This is a genomic window from Mycobacteroides salmoniphilum (assembly GCF_004924335.1).
GTDB lineage: Bacteria > Actinomycetota > Actinomycetes > Mycobacteriales > Mycobacteriaceae > Mycobacterium > Mycobacterium salmoniphilum.
This window is the reverse complement of sequence record NZ_CP024633.1, coordinates 1,141,274-1,157,491: the sequence shown is the minus strand read 5'-3', so window position 1 is coordinate 1,157,491 and position 16,218 is coordinate 1,141,274. Positions and strand designations below refer to the sequence as shown.

Below are 16,218 nucleotides of genomic sequence, written 5' to 3'. Positions count from 1 at the left end.
ACAGTTCACACGCCCCCACTGAGACGCTCGGGCCAGAAACCGTTCATCCGATAGGGGTTGTCCGGGCCGTGGATCGGCGCTAAGTTGTCGGCGGCCCCTGCCTACTCCGGGGTCGTTACCGGTCTTTTCAGAAGGAGTCGATGGGTCGTGCCTGAAGTCGTGCCGGATGACGGAGAAGCCCCAGTCATTGTCAGCCTCGTCGATGCGGCGGTGCACATGTACACCTCCGCCATCGACACCTTGCCCGAACCCACCGACCCCGAGTACGGCGAACGCGTTGGCGTCGTCCTCAGCGGGTTGCGAAAGCTCGAAGGTGCGATCTCGAAGGCGGCCGGCCGCAGCCGCGTCACGCCCTCGGTCATCGTCGCGCTGAGTGGCGTGCGCCATCGGTACGACGATCTGATGAAGGACGCGGCCAACAGCCCCAGCGCGACATTGGGCCAACGTCTCTACACCGCGCGCCGGCGGGCACGGCTCACCGCGCAGGAAACCGCCAATGGCGCCGGCCTGAAGGTCGGATTCCTGACGGCAGTCGAGTCCGAGGAATCCGTCACCGAGGACGAGGCCGCCAAGATCAAGGACCTCATCGCCGCTCTCGGCGGCTAGTCCTACTCGCGAGGCCCAGGGGAAACTACCTAGCGTGATCGCGTAGCGACGCGCTGTGTTGGTGATCGGCGCTCGACGACGCTAGGTGCATGACGATTGCACCAATCAAGGCTCTTCGCGCGAGCCGCTCATCGCTGGGCCTGCCCACCGCCGACGAGGTGGGCGCCGCCACTCCGGCAACCCGCGACCGCGCACTTGACGTGATCCGGATCGTGTCGCTGGTCGGTGTGGTCCTCGGACACACCATCATGGCGGTGAGTGCCATCGACAACGGTGTGCTGCTGTGGGGCAACCTGCTCAACGGCCGCCCCGTTTTCCAGGCGTTGACCTGGGTTTTCCAGATCATGCCGCTGTTCTTCTTCGCAGGTGTCGCGGCCAGCGTGGGCTCCTGGAAGCCCGGCACCAGCTGGGGGTCCTGGCTCATGCATCGCTGCACCCGGCTGTACCGCCCGGTGTTCTACTACCTGGGCTTCTGGGCGGCGGCGCTGCTGATACTTCGGCAGATCCTGCCGCTACACGTCTACGAGCCGGTCGCCGGTGTGAGCACCCAGCTGCTGTGGTTCCTCGGCGCCTATGTGCTGGTGCTGGCCGCGGTTCCGCTACTGGCCCGCATCACGACGACACGGAGCATGTTCACCGCGTTGGCGGGAATCTATCTGGGTATCGCGGCCATCGACGTACTGCGGCTGGGCCTGGACGCGCCCAAGGGCATCGGATACGTGAACTTCGTGGTGTGGCTGCTGCCGGCGGTTTTGGGCGTGGGGTACCGCCGGCAGCTGATCACCCAGAAGGCCGCATTGATGCTGGCAGCCGCCGTATTCGCGGTCAACATCGCGCTGGTGGCGTTCGGTCCGTACACGATCAGTCTGGTCGGCGTGGCCGGACAGAAGGTGCCGAACATGATTCCACCCTCGCTGGTGTTGGCCGGACACGCCATCGTCCTGTCCGCACTCGCCATCGCGGCGATGCCGGCCATCAATCGATGGGCTCAGCGCCCTCGGGTGTGGTGGGCCGTGGCCATCGGCAACTCGGGCGCGATGACGCTGTACCTCTGGCACATGCCCGCGCTGCTGGGCATGCACCTGGTGTTCGATTTCCTCGGGTTCCCCCGATACAACACCGCGGCACCGAATTTCGTCGTGCTGTCGGTACTTCAGGTGATGACGATGGCCGTCCTGGTGACCGGGCTCTTCCTGGCCCTGCGACCGCTGGAAAACAACCCTCTGCCCGGCTGGGACGGTGGCTATGTCGCGTACCCCGGCATGCGCAGTACCGCCGTCGGGATAGCGCTGATGACGGCCGGAGGGTTCACCCTGGCCTCAGTCGTCTGGGGACTCAAGGGCTTTGGCCTTACGTGCTGGGTGGTTGCTCTGGCCGGCTTGATCACCGCACGGGCGCTGGCCAGCGACAAGAAGGGTGTCTAACCACCGCTCTTACGACGGAATTCGCGATGCGAGCCGGCCCGGCCATGTGCATGGGTCGGCTTGCTGGCGGTGTCCTTGTTGTCGGCGGCGGCGTTGGCCTTGTTGTTCTTACGGTCAAGTGCCTCGCGGAACCTGCGCTTGGCATCGTCCGCGGCCGAGTCGCCGCTCGCCTTCGAATCGGTCATACCCGTCAGCCTAACCAAGGGACAGACCGATCGCCGCACCATTTCACTAGCATCAGCTTCATGACCGAGTCCGACGCTCCTCATCCGGGTGGTTCATCGCGGATCAGCGGAGACAGCCTGGAGGGCGTCTCGGCTACCACCCTGTGGACACTGCACAACCGCGGCACCGAGGCCAAACGCCCGGACGGTGTGATTCAGGATCCGCTGGCCGCCGAGCTCTTCGACGCCATCGAGTACGACTACCGCAAGTTCGGCCGCCCGTCGCAGAGCCACGCCCTGCGGGCCCGGGCCTTCGACGCACAGGCCCGTGTGTATCTCGCGACGCATCCCCGGGCGGCGGTTGTCGCACTCGCAGAAGGCATGCAAACCAGCTTCTGGCGGTTGGGCGGCGCGGAATCCACAGCCCAATTCACTTGGTACTCCGTCGATCTGCCGCCGGTGATGGAGTTACGCAACAAGCTGCTGCCCACAAACGAACGGATCGTAGAGCTGGCACAGTCGGCCCTGGACCTGAGCTGGATGGATCGGGTCGATGCCTCGGGCGGCGTGTTCATCACGGCCGAGGGTCTGCTCATGTATCTGCAGCCGGAGGAATCGCTTGGGCTAATCGAGGCCTGCGCCAAGCGTTTTCCCGGCGGGCAGATGATGTTCGACAACATCCCGCACTGGTTCAGCAGGCGGACCCTGCAGGGGTTCACGTTGTCGGATCGCTACGTGGCCCCACCCATGCCGTTCGCGCAGACACCCGATGAAGGCGAGATGCTCACCTCTGTTCCGGGGGTGACGGCGGCCATCGACATACCGCTGCATCCTGGGCGTGGAATCTGGAAATTCGTCAACTCCAAGCGCCTTGATCGCGGGTTTCTGCGCCGTACTCGCCCGTCCATGACGCTCCTGCAGTTCGGATAGCCATGCCCAGATATGCCGCCCTGCTGCGCGGAGTCAACGTCGGTGGCATCACGATGAAGATGGCCGATGTCCGCGATGCTCTCGAGGCCGACGGATTTACCGGTGTCACAACAATTCTCGCCAGCGGAAACGTGCTGTTGGACTCAACCGAATCCGCCTCCGCGGTCAAGGAACGGCTGCAGCGGGTACTCGGCGATCGCTTCGGGTACGAGGCCTGGGTGCTGGTGTACGACCTGAACACCATTGGCGACATCATCACAGCGTTCCCCTGGGAGCCGGAGATCGAGGGCGTGCATTCGTACGTGATGTTCTGCAGCGACCCCGCGGTGCTCACCGAGCTGGCCGCCCTCGGTGGCGAGCTCGACGAGAGCGAACGCATCGCCGCCGGTGACGGCGTGCTGTATTGGCAGGTGCCCAGGTCGCAGACCCTGGCCAGCCCCATCGGCAAGACGACCGGCAAGAAGCGATACAAGTCGACGACGACCACCCGAAACCTGAGAACGTTGCACAAGCTCATTCGCTAGTACTGTGGCGTGCATGGCTGCCATCGATGCCCGCCACCTCGACGGGGTGTCCGAAACCGCGCTCATCACATTGAATCAACGAGCCACCGAAGCGAACCGGCCCGACGGTGTACTCGAGGATCCGATGGCCATCGTCCTGCGGGACAGCCTGGATTACGACTATCAGCACTTTGGCCGCACGCATCAGGGAATTGCCCTGCGGGCGTTGACATTCGACAACGTCTCCAATGAGTATCTGGCTGATCATCCGCGTGCCACCGTGGTGGCGCTGGCGGAGGGCCTGCAGACCAGCTTCTGGCGCATCGACAACGGCGAGCTGACCTGGTTGTCCGTCGACCTGGAACCCATCGTGCGGCTGCGTCAGCAGCTGCTTCCGCCCTCGGATCGGCTCCGATACATCGCACAGTCCGCTCTCGACCACTCCTGGATGGATCACGTCGACGACTCCAACGGCGTGCTGATCACCGCCGAGGGGCTATTGATGTACCTGGAGCGCGACCTGGTGTTTGACCTCATCGCCGCGTGTGCCAAACGCTTCCCCGGCGGGTGGATGGTTTTCGACACCATCCCATGGTTGATGAGCGTGTACTCGCAGCGGCGCGGCTGGAAGCTGAGCGAGCACTACACCGTGCCGCCGATGCCTTTCTCGTTCACCGCCCACCAGTACGGGGAGCTGCGGGCCCTCGACGGTGTTCGCGCGGTGCGCGAGGTCCGGATGCCTCCCGGTCGCGGGGCCTTCCTTCGGCTGGCGACACCGCTGTTCTACGACCTCCCCTTGTCCGACCGGATAAGGCCGGCAATGACCGTCGTCGAATTCGGTTGACCCGCAGAAGCTCTAGGCGGGTTTGACCGCGCGTCCGATCACGATCGATGAGGACGGCATGGGGACACCGAATACCTTCAGCCAGTCGTCGCGCTGCCCCTCGATCTCGAATCCCGCCCGTTCGATCGCGGCCAGCGTGTCCCGGTGCGTATGGCAGTTCCCGAACAATCGGGGCCAGAACGTCACGTCCACCGCGCGCTGCACCAATCCGAGCGCACCCCCATGGGCGACGTGCTCGAAGAAGCGCACCTCGCCACCGGGCTTGAGTACCTCGAACGCCTGCGCGGCGGCGCGGTCGGGGTCACCCACCGAACACAACACCAGCGAGCACACCACCGCGTCGAATCGATCCTCACCGGTGACGGCGAGGTCCTCGAACACACCGGCGGTCACCGTCACCGGAATCGACGCCGCCGCGGCGGCGTCCTCGGCTTGCGGACGCAGCCTGGATTCGGGTTCGAGCGCCGTCACCGACGTCACGGTGTCCGGATACAGCGGGAAGTTCGAGCCGATGCCCGCGCCCACCTCCAGGACGTGTCCCGTCAGCCCCCGCAGGTTCTCGGCACGCAACTCCTTGATCGCGGGTGGTTCCCGGCGCGCGATGGCAGACCAGACGGCCGAGAAGAATCTGTTGTCGAAGCTGACAGGCGTCGCCATAGCATCCAACCTAGCCCCGCCGAAGCTCATCTAGCCCCCACCAACCACGCAAACTAGCTCCCACCCCACCACCCCAGCGATAACCGAACTCTGGAACACTGGACCCATGGCACAGATCACGTTGCGCGGAAACCCCATCAACACGGTCGGCGAGCTTCCCGCTGTCGGCTCTCCTGCCCCGGCATTTGAGCTGGTAGGCGCCGATCTTGGCCCCGTCACCAGCGACCAGTACCGGGATAAGCCGGTGATCCTCAACATCTTTCCCTCGATCGACACCCCCGTCTGCCAGGCCAGTGTGCGGACCTTCAACCAGCGCGCCGCCGAGGCGGGCGCGCCGGTGCTGTGTGTGTCGAAGGACCTGCCGTTTGCCCAGAAGCGCTTCTGTGGCGCCGAGGGCATCGAGAACGTCGGTACCGCGTCGGCGTTCCGTAGCTCGTTCGGCGAGGACTTCGGTGTCACCATCGCCGACGGTCCGATGACCGGGCTGCTGGGCCGCGCGATCGTCGTCATCGGTGCCGATGGCAATGTCGCGTACACCGAGCTGGTGCCCGAGATCGCTCAGGAACCCGACTACGACGCGGTGCTCGGGGCACTGTCCTAAGCCCAGTGTCCAGCGCCCCATTTGCCGACGAGCTGCTGGCGACCGTTCAGGCGTCGCCAGCCGCTGTCGGTGCACACGACAAGGACACCTGGGTCGGCCTGTTCGCCACCTACGGCCAGGTAAATGATCCGGTGGGCTCGCGGCCGCATATCGGCGAGGCCGCGATCAGCAAGTTCTACGACACTTTCATCGCGCCCAACACGATCGTGTTCGAGGTCGAAAACGATGTGGTCGCCGGGATGTCGGTACTACGCGATCTGACGATTCATACGACCATGTCGACCGGCGTCACCATGCATATCCCGATGCATCTGCGCTATGACCTCGTCGAGGACGGGCCGGCCTCCTCACTCAAGATCGATCGGCTGTTCGCCTATTGGGAACTGCGCGCCATGATCGGCCAGCTGTTGGGTGCCGGTGGCGACGGACTGCTGGCGAGCGCCAAGCTGGGGCCACAACTGCTGAAGAACCAGGGCCTCAACGGCGTGCTGGGATTCATGCGTGGACTCAAGGGTGTACACGCGGCCGGCAAGCAGCGCGTCGAGGAACTGGCGGCCGCGCTGGCGGCCCGGGACATCCCGACGGTCACCACACTGCTCTCTCCGCAAGCCGTCCTCTCGCTCGACGGCGTGGCCGAGGCCTCGCTAGCCGAGTTCGCCTCGGCAACAAGTTCTTTGACCGTCGAGAAGCTGTTGGCCGCGGGATCCTCGGTATCGGCCACCGTGCGCCTGGGCGATCGGCGCGGGGTCGGGCTCTTCGAGTTCTCCGACAACTCGGCGGCACCGGGCACGCTGGCTTCGGTGCGGCTCTATTTCTGACGCGGTAGCACGCCGGTCAGGTCGATATCGCTGACCGCCTGCCCCAGGCAGGCGACGCGTAACGCGTTGTCGGCGAACTCTTCGGCATCACCCCAGGGCAGATACGGTTTGGTGACGAGCATCGAGGCCACCCCATGCGCCGCGGTCCACAGTTGCAACGCCATAGCCACGGTGTCGCCGTCGGGGTAGAAACCTTCTCCCACGAGTTCCTGAACTCCCTTGTGCAAGTGCGCGAATGCCGCACTGACCATCGTCTCGTCCAGTTCACTGTCGTCACGGGGCGGCGCTGAGGTGGCCAGCCGGTACATCAACGGGGTCGCCACGGCAAAGCGCACGTAGGCCATGCCCTGCGCGTGTAAACGCTCCAGCGCGGTCGGCTGGTCCAGCGCCGCGGTCACCATCTCGTCGTCCAGTCGTTGGTAGTACTGCCCGCAGACCGCGTCCATCAGCTCGTCCTTATCTGCGAAGTGCAGATAGATCGACGGCGGGGTCACCCCGATCTTGCGCGCCACCTCGCGGATGGAGGGGGCGCGCAGCTCCTTGGCTTCCAGGACAAGATCGATTGCCGCGTCAATGATTTCGTCGCGCAGCTGGTCTCCTTCCCCGCGCGAGGAACGCTGACGCTTAGTCACTGAATCCGATTCGTTCATGGAGTTTGACCAAGGGCTTGGGCGCCCACCAGTTGAAGCGTCCGAGCATTCGCATGAACGAGGGCACCAGTAGCATCCGGATGATGGTGGCGTCGACCACGATCGCAATGGTCAGTCCGGTGCCGAACATCCGCATGAACGCCACCTGCGCGGCGATCAGTGCGGCGAAGGCAATGGTCATGATCATCGCCGCCGCGGTGACCACCCGGCCGGTGCGGGCCACCCCGAGTGCCACGGCCTCGTCGTTGTCGGCGCGCGTGTGTCCGGACGCCATCCAGTACTCCCGGATCCGCGAGATGAGGAATACCTCGTAGTCCATCGACAGCCCAAACGCTATACAGAACAACAGCATCGGCATGGTGGCGACAATCGTGCCGGTGACCTCGGTCCCGAATCCGCCTAGGTGTCCCTCTTGGAATATCCAGATCAGCGCGCCAAAGGTCGCCGTCAGCGACAGCACGTTGAGGACGAGCGCCTTCAGCGGCAGAACCACCGAGCCGGTCAGCAGGAACAGCAGCGCGAAGGTGACGATCGCGATGATGGCCAGCACCAGGGGAAGCTTGTGCACGATGCCGTCGACCGCGTCGCGGTCCAGTTGGGCACCCCCACCGATCTTGACCGTGGTATCGCCCGGACCAGGGAGGGCGTGAATGGCGTCAAGCTGGCGCTCAGCAGCGTCGGTGTAGGGCTTGGCACCGGTCTGGACCGTGAAAAGTGCTGCCCCGTCCTTGATCCCGGTTGCGCTCGAGGGCGGACCGACCTTCATGCCCCGGATGAACGCACCGGTGGGCGCGGCCACTTCCTTGACATCCTCGATCTTCGAGAGGTCCGTGGCGTACTCGTCGATGTCCCGCGGCGGCACCGCACCGATGTCCTCGGCGACGACGGACAGATTGGTCGAGCTGTTGTTGTTGAAGTTTCGGCGCATCTCGTTGCCGACCTGATGCGCCGAGGCCGATGCCGGCAACACCCGGTCGTCCGGGAACCCGAAGGTTCCGTTGAGGAACGGCAGGCCCAGAACCACCAACGCCGTCACGATGACGATGGAGATCGGAATCGCCCGGGCCATAACCCGTTTGGTGTTTCGATACCAGAAGGTCTCGGTGATCTCCTTGGCCGTGGGTTCCGGCCTACCCAGGATCTTGCGAATGAGTCGGCGTACATCGAGGGCATCAATCCGATCGCCAAGGAGTGTCACGACCGCGGGCACGATGACAAGAGCCGCAATGGCACCGACGAACACCACGGCGACACCCGCGTACCCGAAGGACTTGAGGAAGTACATCGGGAACAGGATCAGTGCCACCAGCGCCAGGGCGACGGTCAGCGCCGAGAACAGCACGGTGCGGCCCGCCGTGGTCATGGTCAGTACCAGCGCTTCGTCGCGCGGCTTGCCGGAGTTCACCTCTTCGCGATAGCGACTGATGATCAGCAGCGAGTAATCGATGGCGAGTGCCAATCCCATGGCGACAGCCAGGTTCAATGCGAACACCGACACGTCGGTGACGTACGTCAGGCCCCGCAAGATGGACATCGCCCCGACGATCGAGAAGACCCCGACGACCAGGGGCAGCAAGGCCGCGTAGAGACCGCCGAAGATCCAGACCAGCACCACGAAGCTGATCGGAATCGCGATCGATTCCATGACTAGCAGGTCCTTCTCGGACTGCGTGACGATCTGGTTGTAGAGCGTGGCCACGCCGCCGGCCTTGACCGAGACCCCGTCGCGGTCGACGGCGAGCGACTTGATGAGAATCGCCGCGTGCTTCTGGGCGTCGTTCTCGCCCCCGGTCAGCCCGGCGACGATCAAGCCCGACTTGCCGTCGGTGCCGAAGAGATCATCGGCGACCTGCGGTGGACCCGTCCACGCCGAGGTCAGGTTGAGCACCTCACCGGAGTCTTTGAGCTGGCGCTCCAGATCGGCCGCGACGGCGCGCATCTGCGGGCTCTTGACTCCCTGATCGCTGGTGAGCATGAAGACCAGGGATTGGTCGCTGATGTCGAACTTGTCGGCGAGAACTCGCGTCACATACGCGGACTCGGAATTGGGGTCTTGCTGTCCGCCCGCGGCGAGATGCTTGGTCACCGGGACCCCGAAGATGGCGGCCGCTATGGCGATGAGCAGTGCCGCACCGAGTACGAGGCGAGGTGCCGCGATAACCGATCGAGCTAAACGTTCCAGCATCGCAACGCCTTCCTCCGGAGGATAACGGCGTTAAGTTATCAGCGATAAGTTAGGCGGGTCAAGGGTGGGAATGTCCCCGCCGACTGCATACCGCACGCAGGCCTTTCGAGCGTTTCCCCTGCGTGCGGTATGCACTCGGCGAAGGACGGTGCCAGGCGCGCGGCACGCCCTCGATTCCCAGAAAATAGATGGAACCAAACGAGGCGCTATCCCGTCGGATCTTTGTATAGAGGCATGCATGCCGTACGGACGAGGAGAATCAGACATGTCGAGCGTTTCGGGTTCATCGGGTGGGCACTTGCATGTGGACCCGGCCGAACTGCAGATTCATGGAGACCAACTCCACATACATGCTGCCGATCTGAAGGACGCACACGACGCCGCCCACCGCGCATTGACCGATGCACAAGCAGGTTTCGGATCGGGTCGTGCCGCCAAGGCGTTGAGCAACCGGATTTCCGAGTGGGAGAAGGAAACCGCGGACCATCACGCAGAGCTCACCAGCCACGGCGAAAACCACAAGGCGTCCGCGGCCAAATTCGTGACCCGGGACGAGCTCAATCGTGCGGGTATCGAGCAAGCCGGACCCAGCAGCGCGGTCTAGGGGGGAACAAACATGGGGATGACACTTGACGAGTTGCAGCACTGGCCGCCGCAGATTAAGTCACTCGCCGATGCCGCGTCTAAACGCGGTGATGCCAGCCAGCAAGCCGCGGACAAGGTGCAGGCCATTGTCGATATGTCGACCTGGAAGGGTGATGCCGGCGACGCCGCCAGGGACGCGATGAAACGCTCGTCCGCCCGATTCGAGACCTCGGGGTTCGAGGCGATGTATGTCGCGATGCACGCCAACAAGGCCTATGGAGAGTCGCAAGCGTTAGCCGCCGACATCGGCACCTTCTTGGCAGACGCTGCGGCTCCTCCCAAGGTGGACATCGATCCCAAGACGAATGCTGTGACGCCGCCGGACATCACCGGGATGGACAAGGATCAGCTCCAGAAAGTCATCAACAAACTGAAGGATCTCCATCAGCGGGTGACGGGCCTGGTGGCACGCGGCGAAATGTTGGACGACTCGCTGGCACGCGTGCTCGACGAAGGCACCGGCGGCCACACCATGGCGGAGAAACAGATCGCCGAGGGAAGTCCTGAACAAGCCGAACGTGATGTCCACGACGTTTTGGCCGGAACCGCTACAGAACAGCAGAAGGCGCGCGTCCAGGCGGCATCGATCCTTAGCCCGGAACAGATCGCGGATCGCGATGCGGGTCGGCCGGTGCAGTTGACGCGTTCACAGCAACAGGTGTTGGGGCAGCTGCAGGGGCAAATGAACGGGATGTCGGTGGAGGACATTCACCGGGCCGAGCGGCGCTTGGGCAACAACAAGAGCATTATCGGTAACGCGCTGCAGATGATGGGTTCGAATCAGTACGGCTATGCGAAGACCGAATTACGCCCCGGCGCACAGGGTTCCACCACCGAGCTCACGACAGGTGGGTATGACAAGCTGCCGACGTCGGTTCAGCAGGCGTTGAACGACAAGTCACCTGGATACAACTACGTCCCACTCGAACACGGCCAGGGTCGCGGAGTGGTGACTGAAGGGTCGGTCCTCGGCAATCTGGACAGGCTGTCGGACGTCATCAAGGACGGCGACGCTGGGTTCCAACATGGCACCGAGCTGGATCAGAAACTTATGCAGCGCGGCGCCGACATCTTGCATTTCGAGAACGAGAACAAGAGCTCGCACTTAGGTCCTGCGGACTCGACCATTCAGAACATCTTCTCGTCTGCGGGCCGCGATCACATTGTTGACCACGGCATGATGGTGAACCCTGATGGCGGACGCAATGACCAGTTCTTGGGTGATCTGACGCATCACCAGTTCCCTGATGGTGGCACCGCCGCAGGCGGCCTAATGAGCTGGACCCACGACTCTGCTCACGTAGGGCCAGGGGTATCCCTAGAACAAGCACGCATGTCAGGTGAGACCGCCCGTGCATACTCGAGCTACGTGATGGATCACCCCGAGCTGAACTCGCTGCCCTCCTCAGACGACCAAGGATTCGGCAACAGAGGAGTCAAGACATTCGGAGAACTCAGCCCTGGTCTCGCACGCGGGATGGCTGACGGCTTGGTGCCGTATGCGGGGATCATTGCCGGAGGCGACCCCAAAATACTCGGGGAAACACCGGGTTTCGGCGATACGCCAGATACTCAAGATGCAGTCGATGATGGCACGATGGCTAAGGCCAAGGCTCTGTTCAGGGTCCTGGATACAGATAAGGAGGCCGCCGAAACGCTCGGCAGCGCGCTGTACGGTGACTCAATTCTGTCAACAAATCACTACGCCGAGGAAGTCAAACAGCACGGCGTTGGGCCAGCCGGCGACTTGAGCGCAGCAGGCAGGTTCCGCGGCTTAGCCGATGCGGGGTTGGCGGCGGCACACGATGCACAGCATTACGACGCATCCGTCACCGCTGAGCAGAAAGCCAAGGATCTTCAGCAAATGAAAGAAGCGGCATACGGCGCCATAACGAAGATCCTGCCTGTTCCGGCGGACCTGTCTCCAGGCTTTGGCATCATGACCGACGCCCTCAAATCCGGCATCCTCGGGTCTGCCCCCGATCCCAGCCAACTCACGACCAGCATCGTTCCGGATCTCAGCGAAGCGAGGGCCCAGCAACAGCTCGTGAGCGCATACGCCGCTACAGGAGTACTGCGGCATGACCAGATCGCTCCGGAACTGCTTGTGCCCGTTGATCCTCACCAGCGGGTTGATCCTGAACACCCGGTCCCCATGAAGGTTGGCACTCTGGAGGAAGTGAGAGCGGTGATAGGGCCCGAAGGGAAGCTACTTCACCCAAAACTATCCGCCGACGATTACCACACCTACGTGGACAAGGCCATGCTTGAGGTGCCACCCGATGCCCGCACCTCGTCGAAGATCCAAGACGCGTACAACAGTGCCACTAAGGACATAGCCGCCAAGCCCGCAGAAACCAAGGGCCATTAATGAACCCCGTTCCATTCCTACGCAAAGCGGCGTCGCGAACCGGTGTACTGCTTCTTGTCGCGTTGGTATTGGCCGGATGCACACACCGCCCCGGCAACACCAACCCCACCCCTAGCGGCACACAGTCGCCAATACCGTTCACCGGACTCACCCAAGACCTACGGATCAGGTGGAGCGCAGAACAGGGCATTGACCTACTCACCGGCCCGGCAGTCGTCATCCGGGCTTACCGTGAGTCATTTGTGCTCGGTGGACTGATGGCCAGTCCCAAGTTCTATTACCCCGGCTTCGAACAGGCCGTCCCACCCAACGGCCATCAGATCTACGATCTCGCAATCCGGCCCTATGTCGTGGGTGACCCACACTTGGAAGACAGCGGATTTCAGATCACCACCCCGATCGTCGGCGCGTGGTATGAACACATCCTATCGCTCACCGGCGACGACACCTCCGGCTACATAGCGATTGTCTGCTCCTGGGATTACGCCACCGGTGTGCAGCAATCGGACGGCACATATAGCTACGAGAACCGCCCTCCCCCGAAAAAACCGGCCTTCATAGATCCGTACACCGGCATCGGCCTCTACCGGATCACTTTCACGCCGCCACCGCCAGGCTCGAAACCGGCTACTCAGCCTCAGCGTGGAACCGCGCCAAACGCCACCACCGATGTATTCGGCGGCTGGAAAATCCGAACAGCGGACCATCTCGCCACCACAGGGTGGCGCGACGAGCCCAACTACTGGCCGCAGAAAGCATTCAGCCACGACCAGAAAGCCTGTATGGAGAAGTCGCCTGACCCCTACGAAAAGCGTCTTTTCTTCATCAACGGCGAACACTCCCGCGGCGACTACCCCACCCTGCCTGCCGACCCCGGCTGGCCGGCGGCAGGCACCTGACGACCCGACTTCCTCCTCATCCGAAAAAACATGGAACCAAATCGAGCCAGCTGACGTCAGAGCTATATGTAGGACAAACATGTCTGCTTGACCAGCGAGGGGAGCGTCCATGCCCGGAAATTCAGGGCTCGATATGAACGAGCTGCATCTAGCGCCCGGAGCTGCAACGAAGGTGTCACAGGAGTTCAGCGGGGCAGTCGACAAGCTTGAAGAACTTCGTTTAACGGCCGCCGGTAACTACATCGATTTGGGCATGGGTTCGTGCGCGGAAGGTACGTCCTGGAACGACGCCGTGACCGACTTGGTGTCCGGCGAATCAGACTCCGTCGTTGCCGTGATCAACGCACACATCAAAACAGTGAAGACGTGGGCCGAGTGGGCCAAGGTGGCCCAGAACGAGTACGACAACACTGAGCACCGAAACGCCGAATCATTCGAGCAGCTAAGGGGAGACACCATCGACAGCAACGGGCTGGGCGTCTACCCACCGCCCACCACCAGCTGACAGGTCAGGAAGACTCGAACCGATGAAGATGAAATGGATCGCTGCCGTCGTCACTTTGACAGCGATGGTCGCTGGCTGCACCCACGAAGGGATCCAGGGCGCGCCTGCCACGGGGTCAAACTCGACCTTATCGAGTTCGTCTTCGTCATTTAGCAACACGGCTCCGACAACTACAAGCACCAACAACAGTCCCGCCAAAGGAACCACCTTCGACGGATGCGCAGCGGTGACTGATGCCGATCTTGCGAGCTGGGAAGTAGACCCTGCGAGCAGACAGGACGCACACAACATCGCCTTTGGTCAGAACGTTCGAGGATGCATGTGGGTCGGTCCGAAATGGGGAGTCAAGATCTACGCGGTCGATGCCAACTTAGACCAACTTGAACAGCCTCAGAAACGTTTTGATCGGCAGGAACGCCTTCAGATCGGATCACGTTCGGGGTGGCTGGTTCACACCGCGAATGCGATGGGCTGTGCGGTCGCGATTCCTTCGCAGCAATCAGTGGCCGCAGTCCAGGTTGATCTAAAGACTGAACTCACCGAGAAACACTACGACCAATGCCCGTTGACCCTGCAGATCATGAAGCAGATCGAGCCGAAAATACCTTAGAGCTAATAGTTTTCAGGAGGAGAAGACATGGGGAAGAAGCAGATCCAAAAGGAACACTGGGAAGGCCACGACCACCAGTCGATCTACAACGCCGCCCAGGCTTTCCAGACTGGTAGCCCGCAGGCCGCCAAGGAATCGATCAACAGCATCGCCGAGCAGCTGGGCGACATCATGCACACGCTCGGCGGCAAGGTGCAGGGCATGCTGGTCGAGGATTGGCGCGGCCAGGCGGCAAAATCCTTGCAGACCAACATGTCCGAATACTTCCGCGCATCAGAGACGGGCATCCTCAGCATCCGGCATGTGGCAGACAGGATGCCGCCGCTGGGCGATGCGATGAGCACCGCGAAGTCGAAGATCGAGCCGCCAATGTCTGATGCCGCTGCCGCAGACATGAAGAAGTCCGGATACTCCGATGCCGAGATCAAGCAGCGGAAAAACCAAGAGCAGTTCTTCGCACGCCTTCAGATGATCGGCCTGTTCAGCGAGCCCGTGGTTCGCGAGGGCGACAATGTCACCGACGTGCAACCACCGAAGGGCAACAACCCCGGGAACATCACGCTTCAGCAGCCCACCAACAACCCCGAATCCAACCCCAGCGGCGGCGGGGGCGGACAGAACGGTGGCGCAGGCGGAGGCCAAAGTCCCAATACCTCAAACAAGTTCGGCGACGGCCTGGCCGACAAGAACACCAAACCCGCCTTCAGCGACGGGTCCGGCAGCCAGAACGGACAAGGCCAGGGCCAAGGCGCGGGCAGTGGCGGCGGTTCGGGAGGCGGCAGCCCCCAAAGTGGCTCCGGCGGTTCGGGTAGCGGCCTGGGCAATGCGCTCGGCGGCCTCGCGGGCGGCCTGGGCAAGGACGGCTCCGGCCTGGCACCCGGCAACACGACCGCAGCAGGTTTCGGCTCCCCCTCAGGTTCGGGCTCGGGTACTGGAACCCTCGGCGGCCCAGGTGCATTGCGCGGCGGCGCGGGCGTTCCCGGACCGGGCGGCGCCGGAACCAACGCCGCCGGCATCGGCGGTGCCGGAGTCCGTGGTGGCGCAATGGGTATGGGCGGCATGGGCATGGCCCCCATGGGCGGCGCCCACGGCCGCGGCGGCAAGGGCGAAGACGACGACGAACACCAGACTCCGGAATTCCTCATCAACTGGGACAACGGCAACGAGCTGTTCGGCGATCTACCCAAGGCATCCCCCGGCGTCATCGGCGACTGGTCCGAGCACGAACGTGCCGAGAAGCAGCGCCGCGAGTCGGAGAAACGCCGCTACAAGTCCATGGGATGGAACGTCGACTTCGGAGACGACGACTAAGACCCAGCCCGCGCCGCGGCCACCGCCTCTCGGGCGACAGCCAGATCGAGCTTGCGCATGGTCATCATGGCCTGCATCGCTGCGTTACCGGTCACGGGATCGGAGTGGAAAATCAGGTCGATCAGCTCGCGTGAGACCACCTGCCAGGAGACTCCGAATTTGTCCTTGAGCCAACCCCATTGGGACTCTTCTCCCCCGTCCGCCGTGAGCGCCTCCCAGTAGCGGTCGACCTCCTCCTGCGATCCGCAGTCGATCTGAAAGGAGATCGCCTCATCGAAGGTGAATAGGGGTCCGCCGTTCAGGGCGGAGTACCGCTGTCCGTCGAGCTCGAACTCGACGGTGAGCACCGTGCCCTCCGGCATGGGAGTGTTCGGCCCGTAGTGGGTGACCTCGTGGATCCGGGAGTTCGGAAACACGGACACATAGAAGTTGGCGGCCTCTTCGGCGCGGGTGTCGAACCAGAGGCAAGGGGTAATCGTCGGCATATCGGTATCG

The 16,218-nt window shown here is 63.0% G+C and carries 18 protein-coding genes; 13 read left to right on the top strand and 5 right to left on the bottom strand.

Annotated features, from left to right (window positions below; genetic code table 11):
* Positions 1-216 precede the first annotated feature (216 nt).
* A complete protein-coding gene (locus DSM43276_RS05815) occupies positions 217-606 on the top strand; it encodes a hypothetical protein (RefSeq protein ID WP_078325564.1) in 390 nt (129 codons plus the stop codon).
* Between the two features lie 89 nt (positions 607-695).
* Positions 696-2,030, top strand: a complete 1,335-nt coding sequence (locus DSM43276_RS05810; RefSeq protein ID WP_078329481.1) for an acyltransferase family protein — start codon at positions 696-698, stop codon at positions 2,028-2,030.
* On the opposite strand, the gene DSM43276_RS05805 is transcribed toward DSM43276_RS05810, so the two are convergent.
* Entirely contained in the window at positions 2,027-2,215 is a 189-nt protein-coding gene (locus DSM43276_RS05805; protein ID WP_078329480.1) for a DUF5302 domain-containing protein, read from the bottom strand. The two genes, DSM43276_RS05810 and DSM43276_RS05805, sit on opposite strands and share 4 nt — an antisense overlap.
* Before the next feature lie 60 nt (positions 2,216-2,275).
* Between DSM43276_RS05805 and DSM43276_RS05800 the strand changes: the two genes are divergently transcribed.
* The 3 genes from DSM43276_RS05800 to DSM43276_RS05790 are packed head-to-tail and all read left to right on the top strand — an operon-like array spanning position 2,276 to position 4,471.
* Entirely contained in the window at positions 2,276-3,124 is an 849-nt protein-coding gene (locus DSM43276_RS05800) for a class I SAM-dependent methyltransferase (protein WP_078329479.1), read from the top strand.
* Between the two features lie 2 nt (positions 3,125-3,126).
* Positions 3,127-3,648 (top strand): DUF1697 domain-containing protein, encoded by a 522-nt coding sequence (locus DSM43276_RS05795; protein ID WP_078329478.1) that lies wholly within the window; start codon positions 3,127-3,129, stop codon positions 3,646-3,648.
* A 13-nt stretch (positions 3,649-3,661) separates the two neighbouring features.
* Positions 3,662-4,471: a class I SAM-dependent methyltransferase gene (locus tag DSM43276_RS05790; RefSeq protein WP_078329477.1), complete on the top strand. Its 810-nt coding sequence runs from the start codon at positions 3,662-3,664 to the stop codon at positions 4,469-4,471.
* Positions 4,472-4,483: 12 nt separating this feature from the next.
* On the opposite strand, the gene DSM43276_RS05785 is transcribed toward DSM43276_RS05790, so the two are convergent.
* Positions 4,484-5,128, bottom strand: coding sequence for a class I SAM-dependent methyltransferase (locus tag DSM43276_RS05785; protein ID WP_078329476.1), 645 nt, complete (start codon positions 5,126-5,128; stop codon positions 4,484-4,486).
* Between the two features lie 106 nt (positions 5,129-5,234).
* Here DSM43276_RS05785 and tpx point away from each other — a divergent pair, with 106 nt between their 5' ends.
* Both tpx and DSM43276_RS05775 read left to right on the top strand, forming a co-directional pair.
* Complete coding sequence (gene tpx / locus DSM43276_RS05780) at positions 5,235-5,729, top strand: thiol peroxidase (protein WP_005059496.1); 495 nt, start codon at positions 5,235-5,237, stop codon at positions 5,727-5,729.
* A gap of 5 nt (positions 5,730-5,734) precedes the next feature.
* Positions 5,735-6,547 carry a nuclear transport factor 2 family protein gene (locus DSM43276_RS05775; RefSeq protein WP_078329475.1) on the top strand — a complete coding sequence of 271 codons (813 nt, stop codon included), beginning with the start codon at positions 5,735-5,737 and terminating at the stop codon, positions 6,545-6,547.
* Here DSM43276_RS05775 and DSM43276_RS05770 read toward each other — a convergent pair.
* Both DSM43276_RS05770 and DSM43276_RS05765 read right to left on the bottom strand, forming a co-directional pair.
* Complete coding sequence (locus DSM43276_RS05770; RefSeq protein WP_109556069.1) at positions 6,538-7,179, bottom strand: TetR/AcrR family transcriptional regulator; 642 nt, start codon at positions 7,177-7,179, stop codon at positions 6,538-6,540. The two genes, DSM43276_RS05775 and DSM43276_RS05770, sit on opposite strands and share 10 nt — an antisense overlap.
* Positions 7,172-9,382, bottom strand: a complete 2,211-nt coding sequence (locus DSM43276_RS05765) for an MMPL family transporter (RefSeq protein WP_078329473.1) — start codon at positions 9,380-9,382, stop codon at positions 7,172-7,174. The genes DSM43276_RS05770 and DSM43276_RS05765 overlap by 8 nt, the downstream gene beginning before the upstream one ends.
* Positions 9,383-9,647: 265 nt before the next feature.
* Between DSM43276_RS05765 and DSM43276_RS05760 the strand changes: the two genes are divergently transcribed.
* The 6 genes from DSM43276_RS05760 to DSM43276_RS05735 all read left to right on the top strand — a co-directional run bounded on the left by DSM43276_RS05760 (position 9,648) and on the right by DSM43276_RS05735 (position 15,723).
* Complete coding sequence (locus DSM43276_RS05760) at positions 9,648-9,986, top strand: WXG100 family type VII secretion target (RefSeq protein ID WP_078329472.1); 339 nt, start codon at positions 9,648-9,650, stop codon at positions 9,984-9,986.
* A 12-nt stretch (positions 9,987-9,998) separates the two neighbouring features.
* Positions 9,999-12,398, top strand: coding sequence for a TPR repeat domain-containing protein (locus tag DSM43276_RS05755; RefSeq protein ID WP_078329471.1), 2,400 nt, complete (start codon positions 9,999-10,001; stop codon positions 12,396-12,398).
* Positions 12,398-13,297 (top strand): hypothetical protein, encoded by a 900-nt coding sequence (locus tag DSM43276_RS05750; protein WP_078329470.1) that lies wholly within the window; start codon positions 12,398-12,400, stop codon positions 13,295-13,297. Before DSM43276_RS05755 ends, DSM43276_RS05750 begins: the two co-directional genes overlap by 1 nt.
* Before the next feature lie 109 nt (positions 13,298-13,406).
* Entirely contained in the window at positions 13,407-13,802 is a 396-nt protein-coding gene (locus DSM43276_RS05745) for a hypothetical protein (protein ID WP_078329469.1), read from the top strand.
* Positions 13,803-13,824: 22 nt separating this feature from the next.
* The gene (locus DSM43276_RS05740) at positions 13,825-14,412 is read left to right on the top strand and encodes a DUF3558 family protein (protein ID WP_234803018.1); all 588 of its coding nucleotides are present in this window, start codon (positions 13,825-13,827) and stop codon (positions 14,410-14,412) included.
* A gap of 27 nt (positions 14,413-14,439) precedes the next feature.
* Positions 14,440-15,723, top strand: a complete 1,284-nt coding sequence (locus tag DSM43276_RS05735; RefSeq protein ID WP_078329468.1) for a hypothetical protein — start codon at positions 14,440-14,442, stop codon at positions 15,721-15,723.
* Here DSM43276_RS05735 and DSM43276_RS05730 read toward each other — a convergent pair.
* Positions 15,720-16,208 carry a VOC family protein gene (locus DSM43276_RS05730; protein WP_078329467.1) on the bottom strand — a complete coding sequence of 163 codons (489 nt, stop codon included), beginning with the start codon at positions 16,206-16,208 and terminating at the stop codon, positions 15,720-15,722. The two genes, DSM43276_RS05735 and DSM43276_RS05730, sit on opposite strands and share 4 nt — an antisense overlap.
* Positions 16,209-16,218 lie beyond the last annotated feature (10 nt).

Excerpts from the sequence above, each read along its gene's own strand:
- DSM43276_RS05815 (WP_078325564.1), top strand. The coding sequence starts at position 217 with ATGTACACCTCCGCCATCGACACCTTGCCCGAACCCACCGACCCCGAG.
- DSM43276_RS05810 (WP_078329481.1), top strand. The coding sequence starts at position 696 with ATGACGATTGCACCAATCAAGGCTCTTCGCGCGAGCCGCTCATCGCTG.
- DSM43276_RS05805 (WP_078329480.1), bottom strand. The coding sequence starts at position 2,215 with ATGACCGATTCGAAGGCGAGCGGCGACTCGGCCGCGGACGATGCCAAG.
- DSM43276_RS05800 (WP_078329479.1), top strand. The coding sequence starts at position 2,276 with ATGACCGAGTCCGACGCTCCTCATCCGGGTGGTTCATCGCGGATCAGC.
- DSM43276_RS05795 (WP_078329478.1), top strand. The coding sequence starts at position 3,127 with ATGCCCAGATATGCCGCCCTGCTGCGCGGAGTCAACGTCGGTGGCATC.
- DSM43276_RS05790 (WP_078329477.1), top strand. The coding sequence starts at position 3,662 with ATGGCTGCCATCGATGCCCGCCACCTCGACGGGGTGTCCGAAACCGCG.
- DSM43276_RS05785 (WP_078329476.1), bottom strand. The coding sequence starts at position 5,128 with ATGGCGACGCCTGTCAGCTTCGACAACAGATTCTTCTCGGCCGTCTGG.
- tpx (WP_005059496.1), top strand. The coding sequence starts at position 5,235 with ATGGCACAGATCACGTTGCGCGGAAACCCCATCAACACGGTCGGCGAG.
- DSM43276_RS05765 (WP_078329473.1), bottom strand. The coding sequence starts at position 9,382 with ATGCTGGAACGTTTAGCTCGATCGGTTATCGCGGCACCTCGCCTCGTA.
- DSM43276_RS05760 (WP_078329472.1), top strand. The coding sequence starts at position 9,648 with ATGTCGAGCGTTTCGGGTTCATCGGGTGGGCACTTGCATGTGGACCCG.
- DSM43276_RS05755 (WP_078329471.1), top strand. The coding sequence starts at position 9,999 with ATGGGGATGACACTTGACGAGTTGCAGCACTGGCCGCCGCAGATTAAG.
- DSM43276_RS05750 (WP_078329470.1), top strand. The coding sequence starts at position 12,398 with ATGAACCCCGTTCCATTCCTACGCAAAGCGGCGTCGCGAACCGGTGTA.
- DSM43276_RS05745 (WP_078329469.1), top strand. The coding sequence starts at position 13,407 with ATGCCCGGAAATTCAGGGCTCGATATGAACGAGCTGCATCTAGCGCCC.
- DSM43276_RS05740 (WP_234803018.1), top strand. The coding sequence starts at position 13,825 with ATGAAGATGAAATGGATCGCTGCCGTCGTCACTTTGACAGCGATGGTC.
- DSM43276_RS05735 (WP_078329468.1), top strand. The coding sequence starts at position 14,440 with ATGGGGAAGAAGCAGATCCAAAAGGAACACTGGGAAGGCCACGACCAC.
- DSM43276_RS05730 (WP_078329467.1), bottom strand. The coding sequence starts at position 16,208 with ATGCCGACGATTACCCCTTGCCTCTGGTTCGACACCCGCGCCGAAGAG.